This window comes from Nocardioides terrae, from assembly GCF_900112345.1.
Lineage (GTDB): Bacteria > Actinomycetota > Actinomycetes > Propionibacteriales > Nocardioidaceae > Nocardioides > Nocardioides terrae.
Genome location: NZ_FOLB01000008.1, coordinates 182,006 through 205,120, shown reverse-complemented (window position 1 = coordinate 205,120; position 23,115 = coordinate 182,006). Strand labels below are relative to the sequence as shown.

15 protein-coding genes are annotated in these 23,115 nt (G+C 70.4%); 1 reads left to right on the top strand and 14 read right to left on the bottom strand.

The features are described 5' to 3' along the window. Window positions 1-37 precede the first annotated feature (37 nt). The 4 genes from BM236_RS12455 to BM236_RS12440 are packed head-to-tail and all read right to left on the bottom strand — an operon-like array spanning window position 38 to window position 5,529. Window positions 38-2,842, bottom strand: coding sequence for an FAD-binding and (Fe-S)-binding domain-containing protein (locus tag BM236_RS12455; protein WP_091124213.1), 2,805 nt, complete (start codon window positions 2,840-2,842; stop codon window positions 38-40). Between the two features lie 51 nt (window positions 2,843-2,893). Then, a complete protein-coding gene (locus tag BM236_RS12450; protein WP_245750305.1) occupies window positions 2,894-3,790 on the bottom strand; it encodes an NUDIX hydrolase in 897 nt (298 codons plus the stop codon). A 35-nt stretch (window positions 3,791-3,825) separates the two neighbouring features. Next, on the bottom strand, window positions 3,826-5,067 hold the full coding sequence (locus BM236_RS12445; protein ID WP_091124211.1) for a geranylgeranyl reductase family protein: 1,242 nt from the start codon (window positions 5,065-5,067) through the stop codon (window positions 3,826-3,828). A 60-nt stretch (window positions 5,068-5,127) separates the two neighbouring features. Continuing rightward, window positions 5,128-5,529 carry a winged helix-turn-helix transcriptional regulator gene (locus BM236_RS12440; protein ID WP_091124209.1) on the bottom strand — a complete coding sequence of 134 codons (402 nt, stop codon included), beginning with the start codon at window positions 5,527-5,529 and terminating at the stop codon, window positions 5,128-5,130. 102 nt (window positions 5,530-5,631) lie between these two features. Here BM236_RS12440 and BM236_RS12435 point away from each other — a divergent pair, with 102 nt between their 5' ends. Further along, window positions 5,632-6,525, top strand: a complete 894-nt coding sequence (locus BM236_RS12435) for a zinc-binding dehydrogenase (RefSeq protein WP_091124207.1) — start codon at window positions 5,632-5,634, stop codon at window positions 6,523-6,525. 123 nt (window positions 6,526-6,648) lie between these two features. On the opposite strand, the gene BM236_RS12430 is transcribed toward BM236_RS12435, so the two are convergent. From BM236_RS12430 to BM236_RS12385, 10 genes are all read right to left on the bottom strand, one after another. Then, entirely contained in the window at window positions 6,649-10,497 is a 3,849-nt protein-coding gene (locus tag BM236_RS12430) for a DNA-directed RNA polymerase subunit beta' (protein WP_091124204.1), read from the bottom strand. A 91-nt stretch (window positions 10,498-10,588) separates the two neighbouring features. Further along, window positions 10,589-14,074: a DNA-directed RNA polymerase subunit beta gene (gene rpoB, locus BM236_RS12425; RefSeq protein ID WP_091124202.1), complete on the bottom strand. Its 3,486-nt coding sequence runs from the start codon at window positions 14,072-14,074 to the stop codon at window positions 10,589-10,591. 276 nt (window positions 14,075-14,350) lie between these two features. Continuing rightward, window positions 14,351-15,202, bottom strand: coding sequence for a J domain-containing protein (locus BM236_RS12420; protein ID WP_091124199.1), 852 nt, complete (start codon window positions 15,200-15,202; stop codon window positions 14,351-14,353). Next, on the bottom strand, window positions 15,199-15,870 hold the full coding sequence (locus tag BM236_RS19010; protein WP_175507672.1) for a hypothetical protein: 672 nt from the start codon (window positions 15,868-15,870) through the stop codon (window positions 15,199-15,201). Before BM236_RS19010 ends, BM236_RS12420 begins: the two co-directional genes overlap by 4 nt. Further along, the gene (locus tag BM236_RS12410; RefSeq protein ID WP_091124197.1) at window positions 15,867-17,153 is read right to left on the bottom strand and encodes an MCE family protein; all 1,287 of its coding nucleotides are present in this window, start codon (window positions 17,151-17,153) and stop codon (window positions 15,867-15,869) included. The genes BM236_RS19010 and BM236_RS12410 overlap by 4 nt, the downstream gene beginning before the upstream one ends. Continuing rightward, entirely contained in the window at window positions 17,150-18,646 is a 1,497-nt protein-coding gene (locus BM236_RS12405) for an MCE family protein (RefSeq protein WP_091124194.1), read from the bottom strand. The genes BM236_RS12410 and BM236_RS12405 overlap by 4 nt, the downstream gene beginning before the upstream one ends. After that, entirely contained in the window at window positions 18,643-19,797 is a 1,155-nt protein-coding gene (locus BM236_RS12400; protein WP_091124193.1) for an MCE family protein, read from the bottom strand. The genes BM236_RS12405 and BM236_RS12400 overlap by 4 nt, the downstream gene beginning before the upstream one ends. After that, on the bottom strand, window positions 19,794-20,765 hold the full coding sequence (locus tag BM236_RS12395) for an MCE family protein (RefSeq protein WP_091124190.1): 972 nt from the start codon (window positions 20,763-20,765) through the stop codon (window positions 19,794-19,796). The genes BM236_RS12400 and BM236_RS12395 overlap by 4 nt, the downstream gene beginning before the upstream one ends. Continuing rightward, window positions 20,762-21,799: an MCE family protein gene (locus tag BM236_RS12390; RefSeq protein ID WP_091124188.1), complete on the bottom strand. Its 1,038-nt coding sequence runs from the start codon at window positions 21,797-21,799 to the stop codon at window positions 20,762-20,764. Before BM236_RS12390 ends, BM236_RS12395 begins: the two co-directional genes overlap by 4 nt. After that, window positions 21,796-23,115, bottom strand: coding sequence for an MCE family protein (locus tag BM236_RS12385; protein ID WP_091124186.1), 1,320 nt, complete (start codon window positions 23,113-23,115; stop codon window positions 21,796-21,798). Before BM236_RS12385 ends, BM236_RS12390 begins: the two co-directional genes overlap by 4 nt.

Here is a 23,115-nt window from a genome sequence, read left to right as displayed (position 1 = left end):
TGCCGGTGGGCCGGAAGTGGCCCGAATCACCCACTCCTCACAGCCGGGAGGCGAACAGCTCGGCCAGGTGCATCGTCGGGACGTGCGCCAGGTCGTCGAGCTGGACCCGGCACGACATGCCGTCGGCGAGGACGACTGCGTCCGGGTGGGAGCGTACGGCGGGCAGCAGGTGCGTCTCCGCGACGGCGACCGACACCTCGTAGTGCCCCTGCTCGACGCCGAAGTTGCCCGCCAGGCCGCAGCATCCCGCCACCTTGGTGACCGACGCACCCGCCCGCTCGAGCAGCCTCTGGTCGGCCGCCCAGCCGAGCACCGCGTGCTGATGGCAGTGCGGCTGGGCGACCACCTCGACGCCGGACAGGTCGGGCAGCGGCAGGTCGAGCCGGGTGACCAGCTCGGCGAAGGTGAGCATGCCCGACGCCACCGTCCGCGCCTCGGGCAGTGCCGACAGCTCCACCGAGTCCGAGCGCAGGGTGGCCAGGCAGGAGGGCTCCAGGCCGACGACGGGCACGCCGGAGGCGACGTAGGGCGCGAGCGTGCGGACCGTCCGGTCCATGATCGAGCGGGCCGCGTCGAGCTGGCCGGTGGTGATCCAGGTCAGCCCGCAGCAGGCGCGGTCGGAGATGACCCGCACGGTCAGCCCCTGGGCCTCGAGGTAGCCGATCGCGGCCCGCCCCGACTGGGTGAAGAAGTGGTCGGTGAACGAGTCGGCCCAGATCCACACGTCGGGCGTCCCGGTGGCGAGCGACGCCACGGTGGCGGACCGCTTCAGGGTCACCGGCGCGAAGCGGGGCACCGACCGTCGCTGGTCGATCCCGGCGGCCCACTTGGCCAGCCGGGCGAGCGGACCCAGTCGCAGCATCGCGTTGGTGAGCCGGGCGAAGGGTGCGCCCAGCCGGGCCCAGAACGGCAGCCGGCCGAGCAGGTAGTGCGAGCGCGGACGGCCCCATCCGAACGGGCGGCCCGAGTAGGTCTGGTGCAGCACCTCGGCCTTGTAGGTCGCCATGTCGATGCCCGTGGGGCAGTCCGAGGCGCAGCCCTTGCAGGAGAGGCACAGGTCGAGCGCCTCGTGCACGGCGGGATCGGCGAGCCCGTGCACGAGCTCGCCGTCGAGCGCCTCCTGCAGCACCCGCGCCCGGCCGCGGGTGGCGTCCTTCTCGTGGCCCGTCGCGAGGTAGGACGGGCACATGACGCCGTTCGTGTGCGGCGCCACGCACTTGCCGACGCCGGTGCAGCGGTGGACCGCCGCCCCGAGGTCACCGTCGTCGTGGACGAGCCGGAGCGCCGAGCGCACCGTCGCACGCGGGCGGACCGGGCGCAGGTCGGAGGTGATCGAGGCCGGGTCGACGATGTTGCCGGGGTTCATCAGACCGTCGGGGTCACCGACGTCCTTGACCGCGCCGAAGAGGGCGATCGAGTGCTCGTCGTACATCAGCGGGAGCAGCTCCGAGCGCACCCGGCCGTCGCCGTGCTCGCCCGACAGGGAGCCGCCGTAGTCGCGGAGCCGGTGTGCGCAGGCGGTCATGAACTCGCGGAAGACCTGCGCCGATGCCGGGTCGCCCGCAGCGAACGGGAAGTCGATGCGGCAGTGGATGCAGCCGTCGCCGAAGTGGCCGTAGGGCACGCCCTGGAGCCCGTGGCCGGCCAGGATGTCGTCGAAGTCGCGCAGCCAGGCACCCAGGTGCTCGGGCGGGACCGCGGCGTCCTCCCAGCCCGAGTGGGCAGGGGTGGGCAGCGAGCGGCCCGCGAGACCGGCGCCGTCCTCCCGGATCCGCCACAGCGTCGCGGCCTCGGCGGTGTCGGCGACCAGGCGCTCGTCGAGCGCCCCGCCCGCCGCGCGCAGCCGCTCGACCAGGTCCGGGGCGTCGGGCCCGGCGACCTCGGCCATCAGCCATCCGCCGCCGCGCGGCAGGTCGGGCACCGCGCCGCCACGGGCCCGCACCAGCTCGACGATCCGCGCGTCCATGCCCTCGCAGGCGATGAGTCGGCCGGGCACGGCGGCGAGCAGCGCGGGGACCGCGTCGGCCGCCTCGTGCATGGTCGGGTAGCCGAGGACGAGCAGCAGCCGGCCCGGCTCGTCGGCGACCAGCCGCACGGTCGCCTCCAGGACGGTCGCGAGGGTGCCCTCGGTGCCGGCGAGGAAGCGGTCGATGCGGCGGCCCTTCTCGGGCAGCAGGTGCTCGAGCGAGTAGCCGCTCACCTGCCTGCCGAACCGGCCGAACTCGGTGCGCAGGTGCGCCAGATCGGCATCGGCGATCCCGAGCAGCGCGCCGGCGGCCTGGCCGGACGGCGCCGAGGCGTCGTACGTCGCCACCTCGCCGGTCCCCCACACGACCGTCAGCGCCTCGATGTTGTCGACGGTGCGGCCGTAGCCCAGCGCCCGCGAGCCACAGGCGTTGTTGCCGATCATGCCGCCGATCGTGCAGCGCGGGTGGGTGGACGGGTCGGGCCCGAAGCGCAGGCCGTACGGCGCTGCCGCCCGCTGCAGGTCGGCGTGGACCAGGCCGGGCTCGACCCGGGCGGTCCGTGCCTCCGGGTCGATCTCGAGGACCGTGCCGAGCAGCCGGGTGTCGACCACGATGCCCGGGCCGACCGCGTTGCCGGCGATGCTCGTGCCCGCGCCGCGGAGGGTGACGGGGACGCCGAGCGCGCGGGAGGCGTCGTGGACCGCGAGCAGCTCGTCGGTGTGCCGCGGCTTGACCACGACCTGCGGGACGACGCGGTAGAGCGACGCGTCGGAGCTGTAGAGCGCCCGCGCCAGCGTGGAGTCGTCGACCCCGCTGATGCCGCGGCCCCGGAGCTCGGCGGCGAGGTCGAGGGCAACGGCGGTCACGCGCCGCATTCTCCCAGACCACGCCCGGCCGTCCGGACGCCCGTCCAGGGTCGGGACACGTCAGCGCCGGTACGCCGCCAGGGCGGCCGTGACCGTCGAGGTGACCGGCAGCTCGCCGAGCGATGCGAGCGGCACCCAGGCGACGGCGTCGGTGGTGCCGTCGACCTCGACGACGCGCGGCTCCTCGTCGGAGTCGACGGTGCCGACGAAGATCAGGTGGATCCCGTGGAACTCCTCCAGCCGGCCGGTGGGCGCGACCCCGGTGAGCGCGATGTCATGCACCTCGAGCGGCTGCCCCAGCGTGACGGCGAGCCCGGTCTCCTCCGCGACCTCGCGGACGAGCCCCGCGCGCGGGTCCTCCTGGAAGTCGAGCCCGCCGCCCGGCAGGTGCCAGCGGCCGCCGTGCACGGCGTGCGGCGCGATCCGGGTGAGCAGGACCTCCTGGGCCCCGGCCGGGCCGCGAAGGACGAGGGCGTAGGACGCCACGCGCTGCACCCGGGCGACGCGGTGCTCGTCCAGCGCCTCGAGCACGAGCGGGAGCGTCGGCACCCGGCCGGCACGCACGTCGGCCAGCGGCAGCCAGGCCGCCTCCGCCGTCGAGCCGCCGACCTCGACCGTGCTCGGCTCCGGTGAGTCGAGCGGCACCCAGCCGTCGTACACGATCCGGACCGCGTGCGCGTCGACGTTGCGCCCGCGACGCCAGGTGTTGGCGCGGTGCGAGGAGAACACCCAGGCGGTCTCGCCGACGGTGACGTCGAGGCCGGTCTCCTCGTAGACCTCACGCACGACCGCGGCGCGCGGGTCCTCGCCGTGCTCGAGCCCTCCGCCGGGCAGCGTCCACAGGGGCGTCTGGGTCAGCGTGTCCGAGAGCCGGCTGAGCAGGATCTGGAGGTGGTCCGGCCCCGTCGCCTCGGGGCCCTCGCGCAAGATGATGGCGTAGGCGGCGACGCGCTGCACCTGCGGCAGCCGACGCCGCCGCGGAGGTGGTGGCGTCATGAGAACGGCGGTCGGTGGTCGCGGGTGATCGAGCGCCGACCCGCCCAGCGCCACAGCCGGGCCGCGGTGTCGCGGTCCTCGTCGGTGACCAGGTTGCCCATCCAGCGCAGCGCGAGCGTCATCAGCAGGTTGGAGCGCATCCCGACCGGACCGAGCGCGGCGACCAGGCGGGGGTTGGTGGCGATGCCCGCGAGCCGGCGGGCGACGGAGAAGGCCTCGCCGTAGTGCTCGCGCAGGAGGGCCGGCCAGACGTCTGACACGTCGTCGTGCTCCTGGAGCACCTCGGCGACCAGCCGACCGGTCTCGAGCCCGTAGTCGATGCCCTCGCCGTTGAGCGGGTTCACGCATCCGGCCGCGTCGCCGATCAGCGCCCAGTTCGGGCCGGCCACGCTCGTGACGGCGCCGCCCATCGGCAGCAGCGCCGAGGCCTCGGCCCGCAGGTCGCCGGACAGTCCGAAGGACTCGCGGATCGACTCGGCGTAGAGCCGCATCAAGGGCTTGATCGCCACGTCGGCCGGCCGCTTCGCGGTCGCGAGGGTCCCGGCGCCCAGGTTGACCTCACCCGTGCCCAGCGGGAAGACCCAGCCGTAGCCGGAGAGGACCTCGCCCTGCTCGCCACGCAGCTCGAGGTGGGAGGAGATCCAGGCGTCGTCGCTCATCGACGACGTCACGTAGGACCGGCCGGCGACGCCGTAGACGGTGTCGCGGTGCCACTCGCGCCCGAGCACCTTCCCGAGCGGGGAGCGCACGCCGTCCGCCACGATCAGCCGACGGCAGGCGACCTCGACCAGGTCGTCACCGGTCTTGAACACCACCGCCGCGACGCGGTCGCCCTCGCGGCGTACGTCGACCGCCTTGACGCCGTCGACGGCCGTCGCGCCCGACTTGATCGCGGTGGTCAGCAGGTGGTCGTCGAGCTCGGTGCGCGCGACCGCCGAGCCCCAGGCCGGCAGCGAGCCTCCGGGCCAGGGCAGCTCGAGCGTCTGGCCGAAGCCGTGCGCCCGCAGGCCGTGGTTGACCGGGTGCGCACGCAGCCAGTCCTCGAGTCCGAGCCGGATCAGCTCGTCCACCGCTCGCGGGGTCAGCCCGTCACCGCACGTCTTGTCGCGCGGGAAGACCGCCATGTCGGTCAGCAGCACGTCGACGCCGGCCCGGGCCAGCCAGGCGGCCGCCGCAGAGCCCGCGGGGCCCGCACCCACGACCAGGACGTCGGTCGCGAGGGGCAGCGGGTCGCTCATGGGGTCATCCTCCCAGACCGCCTGGTGAGTGCCAGGGTGACCCAGGGGTCACTCCCGCCCTCACGAGGCGGGCGGCCGCGCGTCGTACGCCGCCCGCGCGGCGTCGACCTCGCCCATGTGCGCCTCGGCCCACTCCTTGACGTGGCGCAGCACGTCGAGCAGCGAGGCACCGAGCGGTGTGAGCTCGTAGTCGACCCGGACCGGGACCGACGGCGTCACGGTCCGCAGGAGCAGGCCGTCGCGCTCCATGCCGCGCAGCGTCTGGGTGAGCATCTTCTGGCTGACACCGGCGATCTGGGCGGACAGCTGGGAGTAGCGCAGTGGCCCGCGCAGCCCGAGCGCCACCACGACGAGGCTCACCCACTTGTCGCCGATGGCGTCGAGCAGGCGCCGGCTCGGGCAGGACGCGTCGAACGCGTCGAACCCCCGTGGCGCCCCGAGGGACTCCTGCGTTGCGGTCATGGCTTACCTCCAGGTGTGTACCCGACTTTGAAGTGCCTACTTCCCATCAGAGAGTAGGTCACTGACAGTTGGGTGACAACCCCGTCCCACAGGAGGAATCCCATGTCCGCACTTCTCAGCCACCCTGGTATCGCCGGCCCCGTCCTCGAGGAGGTCGACCTGCCGCCGGTGGGCTCCGGTGACCTCCGCGTCGAGGTGATCGCCGCCGGCGTGAACCCCATCGACACCTGGGTCGCCGCCGGCTTCGGCCGTGACATCTTCGGCCTGACCGGCCCCGTCGGTCTCGGCTGGGACCTGACCGGCGTCGTCCGCGAGGTGGGCACCGAGGTCGACGGCTTCCACGTGGGCGACGTCGTCGCGGCGGACCTCAGCAACCCCGCTGCGCCGGTCGGCGCCCACGCCACCGAGACCGTCCTCTCCGCGGCGGCCGCCGCCCTGGTGCCCGAGGGGCTCGACCCCGTCGCCGCGGCGTCGATCCCGCTCAACGCGATCGCCGCCGCCCAGGCCGTCGACCTCCTGGGCGCCGGCGAGGGCCGGACCCTCCTGGTCACCGGCGCCGCCGGTGCCGTCGGCGGCTACGCCGTGCCGCTCGCCCGCCGGGCCGGCTGGCTGGTCACCGGCCTGGCCCGGGACAGCGACCGCGGGTTCGTGACCGGCGCCGGCGCGGTCGACGTCGTCACCCAGGTGCCGTCACGGGCGTACGACGCCGTCCTCGACGCCGCCGCGCTGCAGGCGGACGCCCTCGGCGCGGTGCGCGACGGCGGCCGCTTCGTCGGCGTCGTCGGCGGCGATCCGCTGCCGCCGGAGCGGGAGATCACGACGGCGGCCGTCCAGTCCCACGCCGACGGCGCTCGCCTCGCCGAGCTGCTCGCGCTCCACGTCGACGGGACGCTCGCGGTCAGGGTGGCCGGGACCGTGCCGCTGAGCGACGCGGCGACGGCGTACGACAAGGTCGCCGGCGGTGGTCAGCGGGGCCGGTGGCTGCTCGTCCCCTGAGCGGCGAGTCGGCAGAAGATCTGCCGACACGACTGGATCTCGATACGCCGAAGCCCCGCCCGAGCACGCTCGGGCGGGGCTTCGTCTACTCGATCTGGCTCTTACACCAGAGCTTCGCTGCGCTCAGCTCTGGTACGAGCCAAAGTCGAAGTCGTCGAGGGCGACGGCCTGGCCGCCCGCGTTGCCGAACTCGTAGTCGTAGGAGTCGTAGCCGGTGACGGAGTACGCCGCGGCGCGGGCCTCCTCGGTGGGCTCCACCCGGATGTTGCGGTACCGCTCGAGGCCGGTACCAGCCGGGATCAGCTTTCCGATGATCACGTTCTCCTTCAGACCGCGCAGCGAGTCCGAGCGACCGTTGATCGCCGCGTCGGTGAGGACGCGGGTGGTCTCCTGGAAGGACGCGGCCGACAGCCACGACTCGGTCGCGAGCGAGGCCTTGGTGATGCCCATGAGCTCGGGACGACCCGAGGCCGGCTTGCCGCCCTCGGAGACGACGCGACGGTTCTCGACCTCGAACAGCGCCCGGTCGACCAGGTCGGACGGGAGCAGGTTGGTGTCACCCGACTCCAGCACGGTGATCCGGCGCAGCATCTGCCGCACGATGATCTCGATGTGCTTGGCGTGGATCGCCACACCCTGGCTCTTGTAGACGCCCTGGACCTCGTCGACGAGGTGCTTCTGGGTGCTGCGGACACCGAGGATGCGGAGGACCTCCTTCGGGTCGGGGGTGCCGACCGTCAGGGTGCGACCGACCTCGATGTGCTCGCCGTCGGCGACGTTGAGCCGGGCACGACGCGACACGACGTACTCGACGACCTCGTCGCCGTTGTCCGGGGTGACCAGGACCTTGCGGGCCTTGTCGGTCTCCTCGATCTCGACGCGGCCGGCGGCCTCGCTGATCGGGGCGACACCCTTCGGGGTGCGCGCCTCGAAGAGCTCGACGACGCGGGGCAGACCCTGCGTGATGTCGTCGGCCGACGCCACACCACCGGTGTGGAAGGTACGCATGGTCAGCTGCGTGCCGGGCTCGCCGATGGACTGGGCCGCGATGATGCCGACGGCCTCACCGATGTCGACCAGCTTGCCGGTGGCCAGCGACCGGCCGTAGCACTTCGCGCAGGTACCGGTCACGGCCTCGCAGGTGAGCACCGAGCGGATCTTGATCTCGGTGATGCCGGCGGCGACGAGCTCGGCGATCTTGACGTCGCCGATGTCCTCGCCGGCGGTCGCGATGACCTCGCCCGTCTCCGGGTGCAGGATCTCCTCCGCCGAGGTCCGGGCGTACGCCGTCGTCTCGACGTCCTCGTCGTCGATCGCGACGACGAAGCCACGCTCGGTGCCGCAGTCCTCCTCGCGGATGATGACGTCCTGCGAGACGTCCACCAGACGACGGGTCAGGTAGCCCGAGTCGGCGGTACGCAGCGCGGTGTCGGCCAGACCCTTGCGGGCGCCGTGGGTCGAGATGAAGTACTCGAGCACGGAGAGACCCTCGCGGAAGTTGGCCTTGATCGGCCGCGGGATGATCTCGCCCTTCGGGTTGGCCACGAGGCCACGCATGGCGCCGACCTGGCGGATCTGGTTGAAGTTACCGGAGGCGCCCGAGATGACCTGCATGTAGATCGGGTTGCGGCGGTCGAAGGCCTTCTCCATGGCCTCGCCGACCTCCTTGGCGGCCTCGGTCCAGATCTCGACGAGCTCCTGGCGGCGCTCCTCGTCAGTCACGAGACCACGCTCGAACTGCTTCTGGATCTTGGTGGCCTTGTCCTCGTAGCCCTTGAGGATCTCGATCTTGTCCGACGGCGTGGTGACGTCGTCGATCGAGACCGTGACACCCGAACGGGTGGCCCAGTGGAAGCCGTTGTCCTTCAGCGCGTCGAGCGACGCGGCCACGACGACCTTCGGGTACCGCTCAGCGAGGGCGTTGACGATGGCGCCGAGGCGCTTCTTGCCGACCTCCTCGTTGACGTAGGGGTAGTCCGCCGGGAGCGTGTCGTTGAAGATCGTCCGGCCCAGGGTGGTGTCGAGGATGATCGCGTCACCCTCGGCGAAGCCCTCGCTGGCCTCCCAGTCCTCCGGCGGGACGATGTCGTCGAGCCGGATCTTGACCTTCGACTGCAGCGTGATCTCGCCACGGTCGAACGCCATGATGGCCTCGGCCGGCGACGAGAACAGGCGGCCCTCGCCGGGCTCCCCGTCACGGTCGGAGGTCAGGAAGAACAGACCGATGATCATGTCCTGCGACGGCATCGTCACCGGACGGCCGTCGGACGGCTTCAGGATGTTGTTGGTCGACAGCATCAGCACGCGGGCCTCGGCCTGCGCCTCGGCCGACAGCGGCAGGTGGACAGCCATCTGGTCACCGTCGAAGTCGGCGTTGAAGGCGCCACACACGAGCGGGTGCAGCTGGATGGCCTTGCCCTCGATCAGCTGGGGCTCGAACGCCTGGATGCCGAGACGGTGCAGCGTGGGCGCACGGTTGAGCAGCACCGGGTGCTCGGTGATGACCTCTTCGAGGACGTCCCACACGACCGGCCGGGCACGCTCGACCATCCGCTTGGCGGACTTGATGTTCTGCGCGTGCGACAGGTCGACGAGGCGCTTCATCACGAACGGCTTGAAGAGCTCCAGCGCCATCTGCTTGGGCAGACCGCACTGGTGCAGCTTCAGCTGCGGACCCGACACGATGACCGAACGGCCCGAGTAGTCGACGCGCTTGCCGAGCAGGTTCTGACGGAAGCGGCCCTGCTTGCCCTTGAGCATGTCGGACAGCGACTTCAGCGGCCGGTTGCCCGGGCCGGTGACGGGACGCCCACGGCGGCCGTTGTCGAACAGCGAGTCGACGGCCTCCTGCAGCATCCGCTTCTCGTTGTTGACGATGATCTCCGGCGCGCCGAGGTCGAGCAGCCGCTTGAGCCGGTTGTTGCGGTTGATGACCCGGCGGTAGAGGTCGTTGAGGTCCGACGTGGCGAACCGGCCACCGTCGAGCTGCACCATCGGGCGCAGGTCCGGCGGGATGACCGGGACGGCGTCGAGCACCATGCCGATCGGCTGGTTGCCGGTCTTGCGGAACGCGTCGACGACCTTGAGCCGCTTGAGGGCGCGGACCTTGCGCTGGCCCTTGCCGGTCGCGATGGTCTCGCGCAGCGACTCCACCTCGGCGGCGATGTCGAAGTCCTGGAGGCGCTTCTGGATCGCCGTGGCGCCCATGTGGCCCTCGAAGTACTTGCCGAACCAGTTCTTCATCTCGCGGTAGAGCAGCTCGTCGCCCATGAGGTCTTGGACCTTGAGGCTCTTGAAGGTGTCCCACACCTCCTCGAGGCGGGCGATCTCGGCCTCGCCGCGCTTGCGGATGGCGGCGAGCTCACGCTCGGCACCGTCGCGCACCTTGCGCTTCTGGTCGGCCTTGGCACCCTCGGCCTCGAGGGACGCGAGGTCCTCCTCGAGCTTCTTCTGGCGGTCGGCGAGCGCCGTCTCCATGCGGTTGGTGAGCCGGTCGCGCTCCAGGCCGACCTTGCCCTCGAGCGAGGACAGGTCGCGGTGACGCGCGTCCTCGTCGACGGAGGTGATCATGTAGGCGGCGAAGTAGATGACCTTCTCGAGGTCCTTCGGCGCCAGGTCGAGCAGGTAGCCCAGCCGCGACGGCACGCCCTTGAAGTACCAGATGTGGGTCACCGGAGCGGCGAGCTCGATGTGGCCCATGCGCTCACGACGCACCTTGGAACGGGTCACCTCGACGCCGCAGCGCTCGCAGATGATGCCCTTGAAGCGGACACGCTTGTACTTGCCGCAGTAGCACTCCCAGTCCCGGGTGGGACCGAAGATCTTCTCGCAGAAGAGGCCGTCACGCTCGGGCTTGAGCGTGCGGTAGTTGATGGTCTCCGGCTTCTTGACCTCGCCGTGGCTCCACGCGCGGATCTCATCCGCGGTGGCCAGGCCGATCCGAAGCTGGTCGAAGAAGTTCACATCGAGCACGGTGGCTTCTAGTCCTTCGTTAGTTCTCGAATTTCAAGCAGGTGGACTGAGGGGCGGGGTACGCCGGCGGGCCGGCGTACCCCGCCGCGACTCAGACTTCTTCGACCGAGCTGGGCTCGCGCCGGGACAGGTCGATGCCGAGCTCCTCGGCGGCGCGGAAGACGTCCTCCTCCGCGTCACGGAGCTCGATGCTCGAGCCGTCCTGGCTGAGCACCTCGACGTTGAGGCACAGGGACTGCATCTCCTTGACGAGGACCTTGAACAACTCCGGGATGCCCGAGTCGGGGATGTTCTCGCCCTTGACGATCGCCTCGTACACCTTCACGCGACCCGGCACGTCGTCGGACTTGATCGTGAGCAGCTCCTGGAGGGCGTAGGCGGCGCCGTAGGCCTCCATCGCCCAGACCTCCATCTCGCCGAACCGCTGGCCACCGAACTGGGCCTTACCGCCCAGGGGCTGCTGCGTGATCATCGAGTAGGGGCCGGTCGAGCGGGCGTGGATCTTGTCGTCGACCAGGTGGTGGAGCTTGAGGATGTACATGTAGCCGACCGAGACCGGCTCCGGGAACGGCTCGCCGGAGCGGCCGTCGAAGAGGCGGGCCTTGCCGTCCTCGCCGACGACGCGGAAGCCGTCGCGGTTGGGGATCGTCGCGCCGAGCAGGCCGGTGATCTCGTCCTCGCGGGCGCCGTCGAAGACCGGCGTGGCGACCTTGGTGTCAGGCTCGGCCTTGTCCGCGTGGATCTTGATCAGGCGCTGCTTCCACTCGGCGTCGTCCTTGTCGGCGGACAGGTTGAGGTCCCAGCCCTGCTTGGCGAGCCAGCCGAGGTGGAGCTCCAGGATCTGTCCGATGTTCATCCGACGCGGAACACCGAGCGGGTTGAGGATCACGTCGACCGGGGTGCCGTCCTCCATGAACGGCATGTCCTCGATCGGCAGGATCTTCGCGATGACGCCCTTGTTGCCGTGGCGGCCGGCGAGCTTGTCACCGACGGAGATCTTCCGCTTCTGCGCGACGTAGACGCGCACCAGCTGGTTGACGCCCGGCGGCAGCTCGTCGCCCTCCTCGCGGTCGAAGACGCGGACACCGATGACGGTGCCCTCCTCGCCGTGCGGCACCTTCATCGAGGTGTCGCGGACCTCGCGCGCCTTCTCACCGAAGATCGCGCGGAGCAGGCGCTCCTCCGGGGTCAGCTCGGTCTCGCCCTTGGGGGTGACCTTGCCGACGAGGATGTCACCGGTGGTGACCTCGGCGCCGATGCGGATGATGCCGCGCTCGTCGAGGTCGGCCAGCATCTCCTCGGAGACGTTGGGGATGTCCCGGGTGATCTCCTCCGGACCCAGCTTGGTGTCGCGGGCGTCGACCTCGTGCTCCTCGATGTGGATCGAGGTGAGGTAGTCCTGCTGGACGAGGCGCTGCGACAGGATGATCGCGTCCTCGTAGTTGTGGCCCTGCCACGGCATGAACGCCACCAGGAGGTTCTGGCCGAGGGCCATCTCCGCCTGGTCGGTGCACGGACCGTCGGCGATCGGGCTGCCGACCTCGAGCCGGTCGCCCTCGCTCACCAGCGGGCGCTGGTTGATGCAGGTGCCCTGGTTGGAGCGCTTGAACTTCGCGAGCCGGTAGGTCGAGTAGGTGCCGTCGTCGTTGAGGGTCTCGATGATGTCGGCCGAGACCTCCTTGACGACGCCAGCCTTCGTCGCGGTGACGACGTCACCGGCGTCGACGGCGGCCCGGTACTCCATGCCGGTGCCGACGAGCGGCGACTGGCTGCGGACCAGCGGAACCGCCTGACGCTGCATGTTGGCGCCCATGAGGGCACGGTTGGCGTCGTCGTGCTCGAGGAACGGGATCAGCGCGGTCGCGACCGACACCATCTGGCGCGGCGAGACATCCATGTAGTCGACCTCGTCGGCCGAGATCTCCGCGACCTCGCCGTCGCGCTGGCGGACCAGCACGCGCTCGGTGGCGAAGCGACCCTTGTCGTCGAGCGCGGCGTTGGCCTGCGCGATGACGAAGCGGTCCTCGTCGTCGGCGGTGAGGTAGTCGACCTGGTCGGTGACCTGACCCTTGACGACGCGACGGTAGGGCGTCTCGACGAAGCCGAACGGGTTGATCCGGCCGTACGACGCCAGCGAGCCGATCAGACCGATGTTCGGGCCTTCCGGCGTCTCGATCGGGCACATCCGGCCGTAGTGCGACGGGTGGACGTCACGGACCTCCATGCCGGCGCGGTCACGGGACAGACCGCCCGGCCCGAGCGCCGAGAGGCGACGCTTGTGCGTCAGGCCGGCGATCGGGTTGGTCTGGTCCATGAACTGCGACAGCTGGGAGGTGCCGAAGAACTCCTTCAGCGCCGCCACGACGGGGCGGATGTTGATCAGCGACTGCGGCGTGATCGCCTCGACGTCCTGCGTCGTCATCCGCTCGCGGACGACGCGCTCCATGCGGGCCAGGCCGGTGCGGAGCTGGTTCTGGATCAGCTCGCCCACGGTCCGCATGCGGCGGTTGCCGAAGTGGTCGATGTCGTCGGCGGCGATCTCGTGGACGCCGGCCGGCGCCTCGAGCTCGGTCTGGCCGTCGTGCAGGGCCACGATGTACTTGATCGCGGCGACGATGTCGCCGGTCGTCAGCGTCTGCTGGTCGAAGGCCTCGACCAGGCCGAGCTTCTTGTTGATCTTGTAGCGACCGACCTTGGCCAGGTCGTAGCGCTTGGGGTTGAAGTAGTAGTTGTTGAGCAGCGTCTGCGCGGCCTCGCGCGTCGGCGGCTCGCCCGGGCGCAGCTTGCGGTAGATGTCGAGCAGCGCGTCGTCCTCGCCGACCGTGTGGTCCTTCTCGAGGGTGAGCTCGATGGACTCGTAGGTCGTGCCGTCGGGACGGCGGAACTCCTCGCGGATCTGCTCGGCGGTCATGCCGAGGGCCTTGAGCAGCACCGTGACGTTCTGCTTGCGCTTGCGGTCGAGGCGTACGCCGACCATGTCGCGCTTGTCGATCTCGAACTCCAGCCAGGCGCCGCGGCTCGGGATCAGCTTGGCGGTGTAGATGTCCTTGTCGGACGTCTTGTCGGCGGTGCGCTCGAAGTAGACGCCGGGCGAGCGGACGAGCTGGGACACGACGACACGCTCGGTGCCGTTGATGATGAACGTGCCCTTGTCGGTCATGAGCGGGAAGTCGCCCATGAAGACCGTCTGGCCCTTGATCTCACCGGTGTCGTTGTTGGTGAACTCCGCCGAGACGTAGAGAGGCGCGGAGTAGGTGAAGTCCTTCTCCTTGCACTCGTCGACGGTGTACTTCGGGTCGTAGAACACCGGGTTCTCGAACGAGAGCGACATCGTCTCGGAGAAGTCCTCGATGGGAGAGATCTCCTCGAAGATCTCCTGGAGACCGGACTTCTCGGAGACGTCCTCGCCGGCGGCCTTGCGGGCGGCGATGCGCTCCTGATGGATCTCGTTGCCGATCAGCCAGTCGAAGCTGTCGGTTTGGAGGGAGAGGAGCTGGGGAACCTCGAGGGGTTCGGTGATCTTAGCGAAAGAGATGCGGCGAGACGTGGAGTCAGCGGAGGTGCTGCGCGCGGCCAAGAGGAATCCTTCGACAGGTTTCGCAGGTGGTGAGCGTCGATACCCCCCACACGATCAGCCACCGGGCAGGCTGAAGGGCATCTGAGGGCACGCGCAAAGCGCAACATTAGCCGAAAGTTGGGGACAACACAACCTCGGCGCGAGGATCCGAATCGGTCCCTGCCACCCTGCGCGACGATGATGCGCCTCCGTCGTCCGCCGGTCAAGCACCACCGCCGAGGATCATCCGTTCGGACGGCGTAGGCAGTCCCGGCGGTGTCCTGCTCCGGGGCCCGGTCAGGTGGTCATGTCGTCGACCAGCCAGTCGTCACCGCTGCGCTGCATGGTGACCCTGACGTGGTCCTCGTAGGTGACCGGCGAGGTCTGCTGCTTGTTGGTGGTGGGCCGGTCGAGCAGCACCATCACCTCGACGCGGTCCTCCCCCGCCCGCACGATCGCCGACTCGACGACCTTGGTCGCCACGACGGTCTGCGTGCCCGGGGCGTTCTGCTTGATCGTCGCGAAGAGCGGGCGGTAGTCCTTGTCGCGGTAGCGCGGCGTCAGCCACGACTCCGCCTCCTTCTGGCCCTCGTCCAGCGAGCGGTAGTCGTAGGACAGCACGGGTACGACGGCCCGCTCGGCCGCCGACCGGGCGGAGTCGGCGTTGCTCTCGATCGCCTTCGGGTCCGGGCGGGTCCACGAGAAGGCCGCCGCTGCGACGAGCACGACCGCGAGCGCGGCGGCGACGGCGATGAGCCACAGCGGCACGGGCCGGAGGTCGGCGAGCCGGCTGCGACCAGTCCTCCCGGCGATCGCCGGGTCGTGCTCGACGCTCACTGGCGCCGGCTCGATGTCGCTGATCCCGGGCTCGGTCTCGGGCAGGTCGCCGACCGAGGACGCGGCGGCGCCGGGCGACAGCTCCTCGGGCAGCGGTCGCGTGTCGGCGACGGCCGCGGAGGGCAGCGACGCGTCGTAGTCGGCCCGGCGCTGCTCGTCGAGCAGCACCGCGGCGGCCTCCGAGAACCGCCGGAAGCGGCGGTCGGTCGGGTCGAGGTCCGCGACGGCGGTCTTCCAGGCGGCCCGGATCTCGTCGGTGGACGCGGTGGGGTCGACGTCGAGCAGGTCGTACCACGTGGGGCTGGTGCTCACTGGGCGCTCCCGTCTCCGGTGGGCGCCGGCACGTCGGGCGTGGCGCCGGCGTTGGGGCTGGGCGCCGCGCCGGGTGCCTGCTGGGCGGCGTCGGCGCCGACCGGCGCGAATGCGTCGACCTTCCAGGTCCCGCCCTGTCGCACGAGGGTCACCTCGACGCGGTAGGGCTGCGGGTCGGCGGGGACGCGCTTGGTCTTGTCCTTGGCGTCCGGGAACGAGTTGGTGAAGGAGCCGGCCACCAGCGCGGTCGCCCGGCCACGGTCGAGGTCGAGGTCACCGACCCCGGCGGCGTACACCTCGGTGGTGCGGGCCAGCCCGGCCTGGACGACCGTGGCCTCCGCGTAGGGGACGTTCTTCTCGAAGTCGGCCTTGAACTTCGCGGTCACCACCTCGGCGATCCGGTCGCGGTACGTCGGCATCCTCTGGCCCTCGAGCAGGTCGGGCCCGTAGGTGTTGACGCGCAGCATGAACTGACGCGCCTGCGACATCACCCGGTCGCGCGCGCTCTGCGTCTCGTCGGTGGTCGAGAACGGGTTGCCGCCGCGGTGCGCGGCCTGGATGCCGAGCGCGACGAGCGAGCCCACGATGAGCACCCCCAGCACGGCCAGCACCCCCCACCTCAACAGGGCGGGAGCGGGAGCGGCCGACGGGTTCTCGGGGGTCGTCACTCCTTCGCGGTCGAGGGTTGGAGGTAGAGCCACGTCCATGAGTCCTTCCCTGGCGTCTGCGGCGCCACGCTACCGGCCGAACCTGAGCGGTCCCTGGGATCGCCCCACTGCAGGCTCCCCGTCGTGCCGTCGTACGCCGCCACGACCGGTGCCTTCGCACCGGAGCCGGCCGGCGCGGCCCGTCGCAGGTTCTGCGCGCCACGTGCGTTGCTCTGGCTCGCCGACTCCGCGCAGCGGGCGGCGGTGTTCATCGGCTTGTTGGAGCCGTCCTGCGGCGGGCGCTTGACCGTGCCCTCGTAGCCCTGCTTGCACAGCTTCGCCGGGGTCAGCACCAGGCCGAAGTGGGCGTCGTAGTGGCCCGCCTTGTTCTTGTCGAGCACGGTGAAGCCGCCCTCGACGACGTAGGGGTAGATCACCAGGATCTGGCGCAGCCCGGGCAGGTGCTTGAGCACGATGTCGCCGGTGGTGACCGACTCGCTGAGCAGCTCGGTGAGGTCGACCTTGTTGGCGATCAGGAAGGCCTGCAGCTCCTGGGCGCCCGCGGCGCCGTTGACGATGAGCCGGCGCAGGTCCTTGTCGCTGCCGGCCAGGGTGCCGCTGAAGAGCGAGAGGTCCCTGGCGAAGGACCGGATGGCGCCCTCGGTGGCCACCTGGCCGCTGAGCACGGTGTTGCCGTCCCGGATCAGCGCACTCGTCACGTCGAAGTTGTCGTTGGCGGTCTTCACGAACGACGTGCTGGTGTCCAGGATCTGCTGGAGGTCCTCACCGGCGCCGCCGAACGCCCGGCCGAGCTCGCCGACGGTGGTGGAGAGGTCGGCGGTGTCGACCGACTGCACGGTGGAGGCGGCGTCGGCCAGCAGCTGCTCGGTGGGCAGCGGGGTGCGGGTGTCGGTCGGCGCGATCTCGGAGCTCTCCCGCAGGTAGGGCTTCTTGTCGGACTGCGGCTGCAGCTCGACGTACTGCTCGCCGACGGCCGACCGGTTGCCGACCACGGCGAGCGTGTCGGCCGGGATGCTGTCGTAGGAGTTGTCGATGTCGAGGTAGACGTCGACCCCGGCGTGGGTCAGCCTCATGTCCCCGACCTGGCCGATCTTGACCCCGCGGTAGGACACCTCACCGCCCGTGTAGATGCCGCCGGAGGACGTGAAGTGGGCGACGACGGTGTAGTGGTCGTCGATGAAGAGCCGGTCCAGGCGGGCGTACTTCGCGCCGGCGAAGGACACGCCGAGCAGCGTGATGATCGCGAAGACGAGCAGCTGCAGCTTCGTGCGACGGGTGATCACTTCGCCGCCTCCTTCCCCTGGGCCGGACCGCTGGCCAGTCCGGGGACGAGCAGCTTGACCAGGGTCGGGTCGTAGAGCCTGGTGAGCGCGTCGTAGGACACCGGGCCGGGCTGGGTCACCACGTGGCCGCCGGGTGCCGCCCGGTTCAGCCCGATGCTGCCGAGCAGGTCGCCGAGCGGGTTGCCGGCTGAACCGGTGCCGCCCGGTGCCGCCGGGCCCGGCAGCCCGGGCAGCACGCCGCCGAGTCCGGGCAGCTGGTTGAGGGTCTGGCAGAGCGCGGCGTCCTTGTTGGCCGGCTTCTTGCACTCGTTGATGATGTTGAGCAGCGCGCCGGGCGTCGCGAGCACGGCCTGGCAGGCGGCGCTCTGCAGGTTGAGCGACGCGAGGCACTTGGTGAGGTTGCCGACGATCACGGTCGGGTGGATCGCGGACGGGACCGGGTTGGTCAGGGCGTCCTCGAGCGGGCCGCCGACGTCGACCTGCAGGTCGATGGAGAGGTTGACGTAGTCGCCCATGTGCAGGTTGCGGGCGACCTGCGGGTCGCGTCCGACGACCTCGTCGACGAACGGGTAGGTCAGTGCGGTCCCGATCGAGTTGACCAGGCTGTCGCCGGCGTTGGCGAGCTGGGTCAGCGTCGGCTCGAGGTTCTGGACGACGTTGATGGTCGCGGTCTTGGAGGCGTTGATGACCCGGACGCCCACGTCGCCGAGGTGGCTGAGCGCCTGCAGCATCGTGACGAGGTCCTTGCGCTGCGCGTCGATGCTCTGCAGCGCGCTGGGCAGCTCGCCGAGCGCCGCGTCGATCGTCTTCTCCTGGGAGCGGACCGACTGGGACAGCCGGTCGATCGACTCCAGCGCCTGCACGATCGACGCCTTGTTGTCGTCGAGGTGGCCCATCAGCACCTGGACCTGCGTGAGGACCGACCTCGCGGCGTCCTCGTGACCGGCCAGCGCCTTGTTGAGCTCGGTCGAGATCGTCTTGAGCTGGGCGACACCGCCGCCGTTGAGCACCAGGCTGAGGGCGCCGAGAACCTCCTCGATCTCCGGGTTGCGGCCGCTGCGCTCGAGCGGGATCGTGTCGCCGCTCCTGAGCCGGGTGGGGCTCGGGTCGGTCGCTGGCGCGACCAGGGAGACGAACTTCTCGCCGAGCAGGCTGGTCTGCCGGATCTGCGCGGTCGCGTTGGCCGGCAGCTTCGTGTCGCGACGCACCTCGACGGTCACGTCGGCGTGGCCGTCGACGAGCTCGACGTCCTTGACCCGGCCGACGGAGACCTCGTCCACCTTCACCGCGGAGTCCGGGACCAGGTCGAGGACGTCGGCGAACTCGACGTGCAGGGTCATCGGGTTCGACCCGGTGTCGGCGCCGCCGGGCAGCGGCAGGTCGTAGACGTCGAAGTCGCAGGCGGTGAGCGTCAGGCACACCATGGCCAGGAGGGCGACCAGGCGCTCGAGGCGGGCCGGGCGCCACATCGGGCGCCACATCGGGCGCCTCATCGGGCGCCTCCACGGGCCGGCGTACGGACCAGGCCGCCGAGCGTCGGGTCGCTGTGCTTGCCGACCGCGGAGCCGGTGCCGGCGCCGAAGACGCTGCCGCGCGGTAGCACGCTGTCGACGAGGTTGCACAGCGAGCCGCTCTTGTCGGCCTGGTTGAGGATGGTGCACATCGTCAGCGACGGGTCGTTGACCACGTTGCCCACCGTCGACTGCAGGTTCGCACTGGTGTCGAGCGTCCCGGCGTTCGGGTCGTAGGCGTGGAAGAGGTTGTCGAGCGCGAGCGGGGCGTCGTCGAGGACCTCGTTGAGCTCGTTGCGACGCTTGACGAGCACCTTCGCGACCCGGTTGAGACCACCGATGTCGGAGTGCAGCGCGTCCTTGTTGGTCCGCACGAACGTCGTCACGTCGCCCAGCGCCGTGGCCAGGTTGCGCAGCGAGGCGGCGAGGTCGCCCCGCTCCCCCTCCAGCATGGTCGAGACGCGGGACAGCGAGGTGTTGAAGCCGCGCACCGTCGAGTCGTTCTGGGCCAGCGTGCTGACGAAGCTCTGCAGCTGGGCGGCCGATCCGAACAGGGCGTCCTTGTTGTCGTCGAGCGTCTTGCTGAGCTTGCCGAAGTCGCCGATGGTCTGGCGGACCTGGGTGCCCTCGCCGCCGAAGTTCTTCGCGGTCTGGTCGAGCAGGTCCGACAGCGCCCCGTTCTTGTTGGCGCCGGTCGGCCCGAGCGCGACGACGAGCTTGTCGAGGCTGCCGTAGATGTCGTCGAGCTCCAGCGGTACGGCGGTCCGGCTGGTGTCCAGCACCGCCCCGTCCTCGAGCACCGGACCGCGCGTGTAGGCGGGCGTGAGCTGGACGAACCGGTCGCCGACGACCGAGGGCGCGACGATGACCGCCTTCGCGTCGGCCGGCACCTGCACGTCGTCGGCGTAGTGCATGGTCACCTTGACGTCGGTGCCGTTGGGCGTGACCTCGTCGACCTTGCCGACCGGCACCCCGAGCACCCGGACGTCGCTGCCCTCGTAGATCGAGACGGTCCGCGGGAAGTGCGCGACCAGCGTCCGCTCGCCGCCGCCGGTGAACATCGTGACACCCGCGGTCACCACGAGGATCGCGATGACGCCGGGGACCAGCCACCTGAGGATCCGGGTCGTCATCCGGCACCTCCGATCGCAGGAGCCGGCGGCATGTTCTGGATGTAGGTGTCGAACCACGGCCCGTTGCCGAGCGTGGACGCGAAGACCCGGTAGAACGGAGCCATCAGCCGCAGGCTCTCGTCGAGGTTGTCCTCGTTCTTGGTCAGCACGGCGAGCACGTTCTGCAGGTGCGAGAGGGCCGGCTTGAGGTCCTCGCGGCTCTGGTCGATCAGCGCGCTCAGCTCCTTCGACAGGGTCGAGGTCGAGGTCAGCAGGTCGTGGATCGCCTGGCGGCGCTGCACGAGCGCGTCGAAGAGGACGTCGGCGTCCTCCATCAGCCCGACGATGTCGCCGTCGCGCCGGTCGAGCACCGCCGAGACGCGCTGCAGGTTGGAGAGCAGCGTGCCGATCCGCTCGTTCTTCGCCGCGACGTTCCTCGACAGTGCCGAGACGCCGGTCAGGGCGGCCCGGAACGAGGCCGGGGTGGTCCGGGTCAGGTCCGAGAGCGTGGTCAGCGCGCTGGCGAGCTGGTCGGTGTCGATGTCGCCGGCGGTGTCGGCCAGCCCGGTGAAGGCCTGCACGACGTCGTACGGCGACTGGGTGCGCTCGACCGGGATCTCCGCGCCCTCGGCCAGCTGGCCCGGCCCGGCCGGCTCGAGCGCGAGGAACATCGCGCCGAGCAGCGTCTTGACCTTGATGCTGGCGCGGGTCTGGGAGCCGAAGTCGGCGTCGCTCTTGAGCTTGAAGGTGACCTTCACGTGGCCGTGGTCGAGGCCGACGTCGGTCACCTTGCCGACGCGGACGCCCGCGATCCTGACCTCGTCGTCGGCCTTGAGGCCACCGGCCTCGCTGAAGTCGGCGTAGTAGGTGTCGCCGCCGCCGATCAGCGGCAGGTCCTGGGCCTTGAAGGCAGCCAGCATGACCAACGCCAGCACGGCGATGGAGATCGCGCCGATCTTGACGGGGTTGCGCTCACGGAAGGGGATCACGAGAGGTTGCACCTCGCTCCGCCGGTCTTGTAGCTCACGGGGAGCTCCTGGCCGGCCGGCAGCTTCACCGTCCCGGTGAAGTTGCACAGGTAGAAGTTGAAGAACGAGCCGTACGTCGCGGTGTTGCCGACCTTGTTGAGCTTGATCGGCAGCACCTGGATCACACGGTCGAGCTCCGCCTTGTTGGAGTCGATGTTGCCGGCCACCTTCCGCAGCTGCTTGATGTCCTGCACGAACGGCGACCGGATGCCCTTCAGCAGGTCGGCGGTCTGCACCGAGAGCCCGGTGATCTGGTCGAGCGAGTCGAGGATCGCCTTGCGGTCGCCGGTCAGCCCGTGCACGAACGTCCGGAAGGTCGTGATCAGCGTCGACAGCTGCTGGTCGCGGTCACCGAGGTGGTCGAGCACCTGGTTGAGGTTGTCGATCAGCGAGTCGATGACGGCGTCGCGGTCGGCGAGGGTCTGAGTCACCGAGGCGGTGTGGGCGAGCAGGCTGTCGAGCGTGCTGCCCTCCCCCTGGAAGACCTGCACGATCTCGTAGGAGAGCTTGTTGATGTCGCTGGGCGACAGCGCCTGGAAGAGCGGCTTGAACCCGTTGAAGAGCACGGTGAGGTCCAGCGCCGGGCTGGTCTGGCTCACCGGGATGGTCTGGCCCTGGTGGAGCTGTCCCCCGTCACCGGACTCGCCCGAGAGGGCGATGTAGCGCTGTCCGACGAGGTTGCGGTAGCGGATCGCCGCGTGGGTGGTCGTGCTCAGCGCCTCGTCGTCGCTGACCGAGAAGGTCACCAGCGCCCGGGTCCGGTCGGTGATCTCGACGTGGCGGACGGTGCCGACCTTGACGCCCGCGATGCGGACGTCGTCGCCCTTGTTGACACCGGTCGCGTCGGAGAACACGGCCTTGTAGTCCTTAGTGCCGCCGAAGGAGATGTTGCCGATCGTGATCACCAGCAGGCCGGTGGCCAAGGTGGTGACCACCACGAAGGCGATCAGCTTGAGCAGGTCGGCGCGGGTCCGCTTGTCCAGGAGGAGCTTCATCGCGCGCTCCCCTCGGTGCCGGCGTCGGTGCCGGAGGCGGGGGCGAGGCCGACGGTGGCGCCGCGCGCCATCGGGCCGACGAGCAGGCCGCCGAGGTCGGGGACCTGGGTCGGGGCGACCCCGAGACCCGGGGCGAGGAGCTGGTCGTAGACCTCGGACTCGGCCGGGCTGCCGGCGTACCCGAAGCCGTTGCGGAAGAAGTCCGCGCCGAGCGGGGCGCGGCGGACGGGTCCGGAGACGCCGTCGTTCACCGACGGCACCACCGAGAGCGGGTTCTTCTGGCTCCACGGCGGGCTGGGCAGGTGCCCGCAGGCGGGACCGCGGTCCTCGCCGTAGTGGGGCTGGTCGGCGGGTGTGTAGCGCCGCGGCTCCTGCGGCAGCGTCTCGAGGACGATGTGGAGGGTGTAGTTCCGGAACGCGTCGGCCTCGCGCTTGCCGAGGTTCTCCAGGCCGCCGAGCAGGCACGGGAACTCCGTGGAGTAGCGGGCCGCCGTCTTGAGCAGGCCGTCGTTGATGTCGGCGAGGCGGATGAGGTTGTTCTCGTTGGTGGCGAGGAACTCGCGCGCCGTGCCGGACACCGTGGTCACGTTGGTGAGCAGGGCGTGCAGCTGGGCGCTGTTGTCCTCGAGCGTGCCGGTCGTGGTGATCGTGTTGCGGAGGATGCTGCTCAGCTCCGGGATGACGCTGTTGTAGGTGTCGGCGACGGTGACCGACTTCTTGAGGTCCTCGACCAGCGCGGGGATCTGCGGGTTGAGCCGCTTGAGGTAGGCGTCGGCGGTCTCGATCGTGCTGCCGAGCTCCTCGCCGCGCCCCTCGAGCGCGGTCGCCAGCGCGTTGAGGGTCATGTTGAGGTCCGCCGGCTGCACCGCCCGCAGCAGCGGGTAGAGGTCGGAGAGCACGCTGTCGAGCTCGGTCGCGACCGCCGTACGGGCGATGGTCGCCCCCGGCTTGATCGCCGTCGGCTTCGGCTCGTCGGGCACCACCAGGGAGACGTACTTCTCGCCGAAGAGCGTCTTGGGCAGGATCGAGCCGGTCACGTTGGCGGGGATGGTGTCGATCTCGTCGGGCTTGATGCCCAGGGTCAGCTTCGCGCCGCCGCCGGTGGCCTGCTGCTTCAGCACCTCGCCGACGATCACGCCGCGCACCTTGACGTCGGCGCGGTCGGGCAGCTGCAGCCCGACGCTCGTGGTCTCGAGGGTGACCCTGTCGAAGTCGGTGAACTTCTGGGTGAAGACGGCGTAGGTCATCCACACCCCGCCCACCACGAGGGCGAGGAAGCAGATGCCGAGCGCGCGCGTGCGCAGGACCGATGCCAT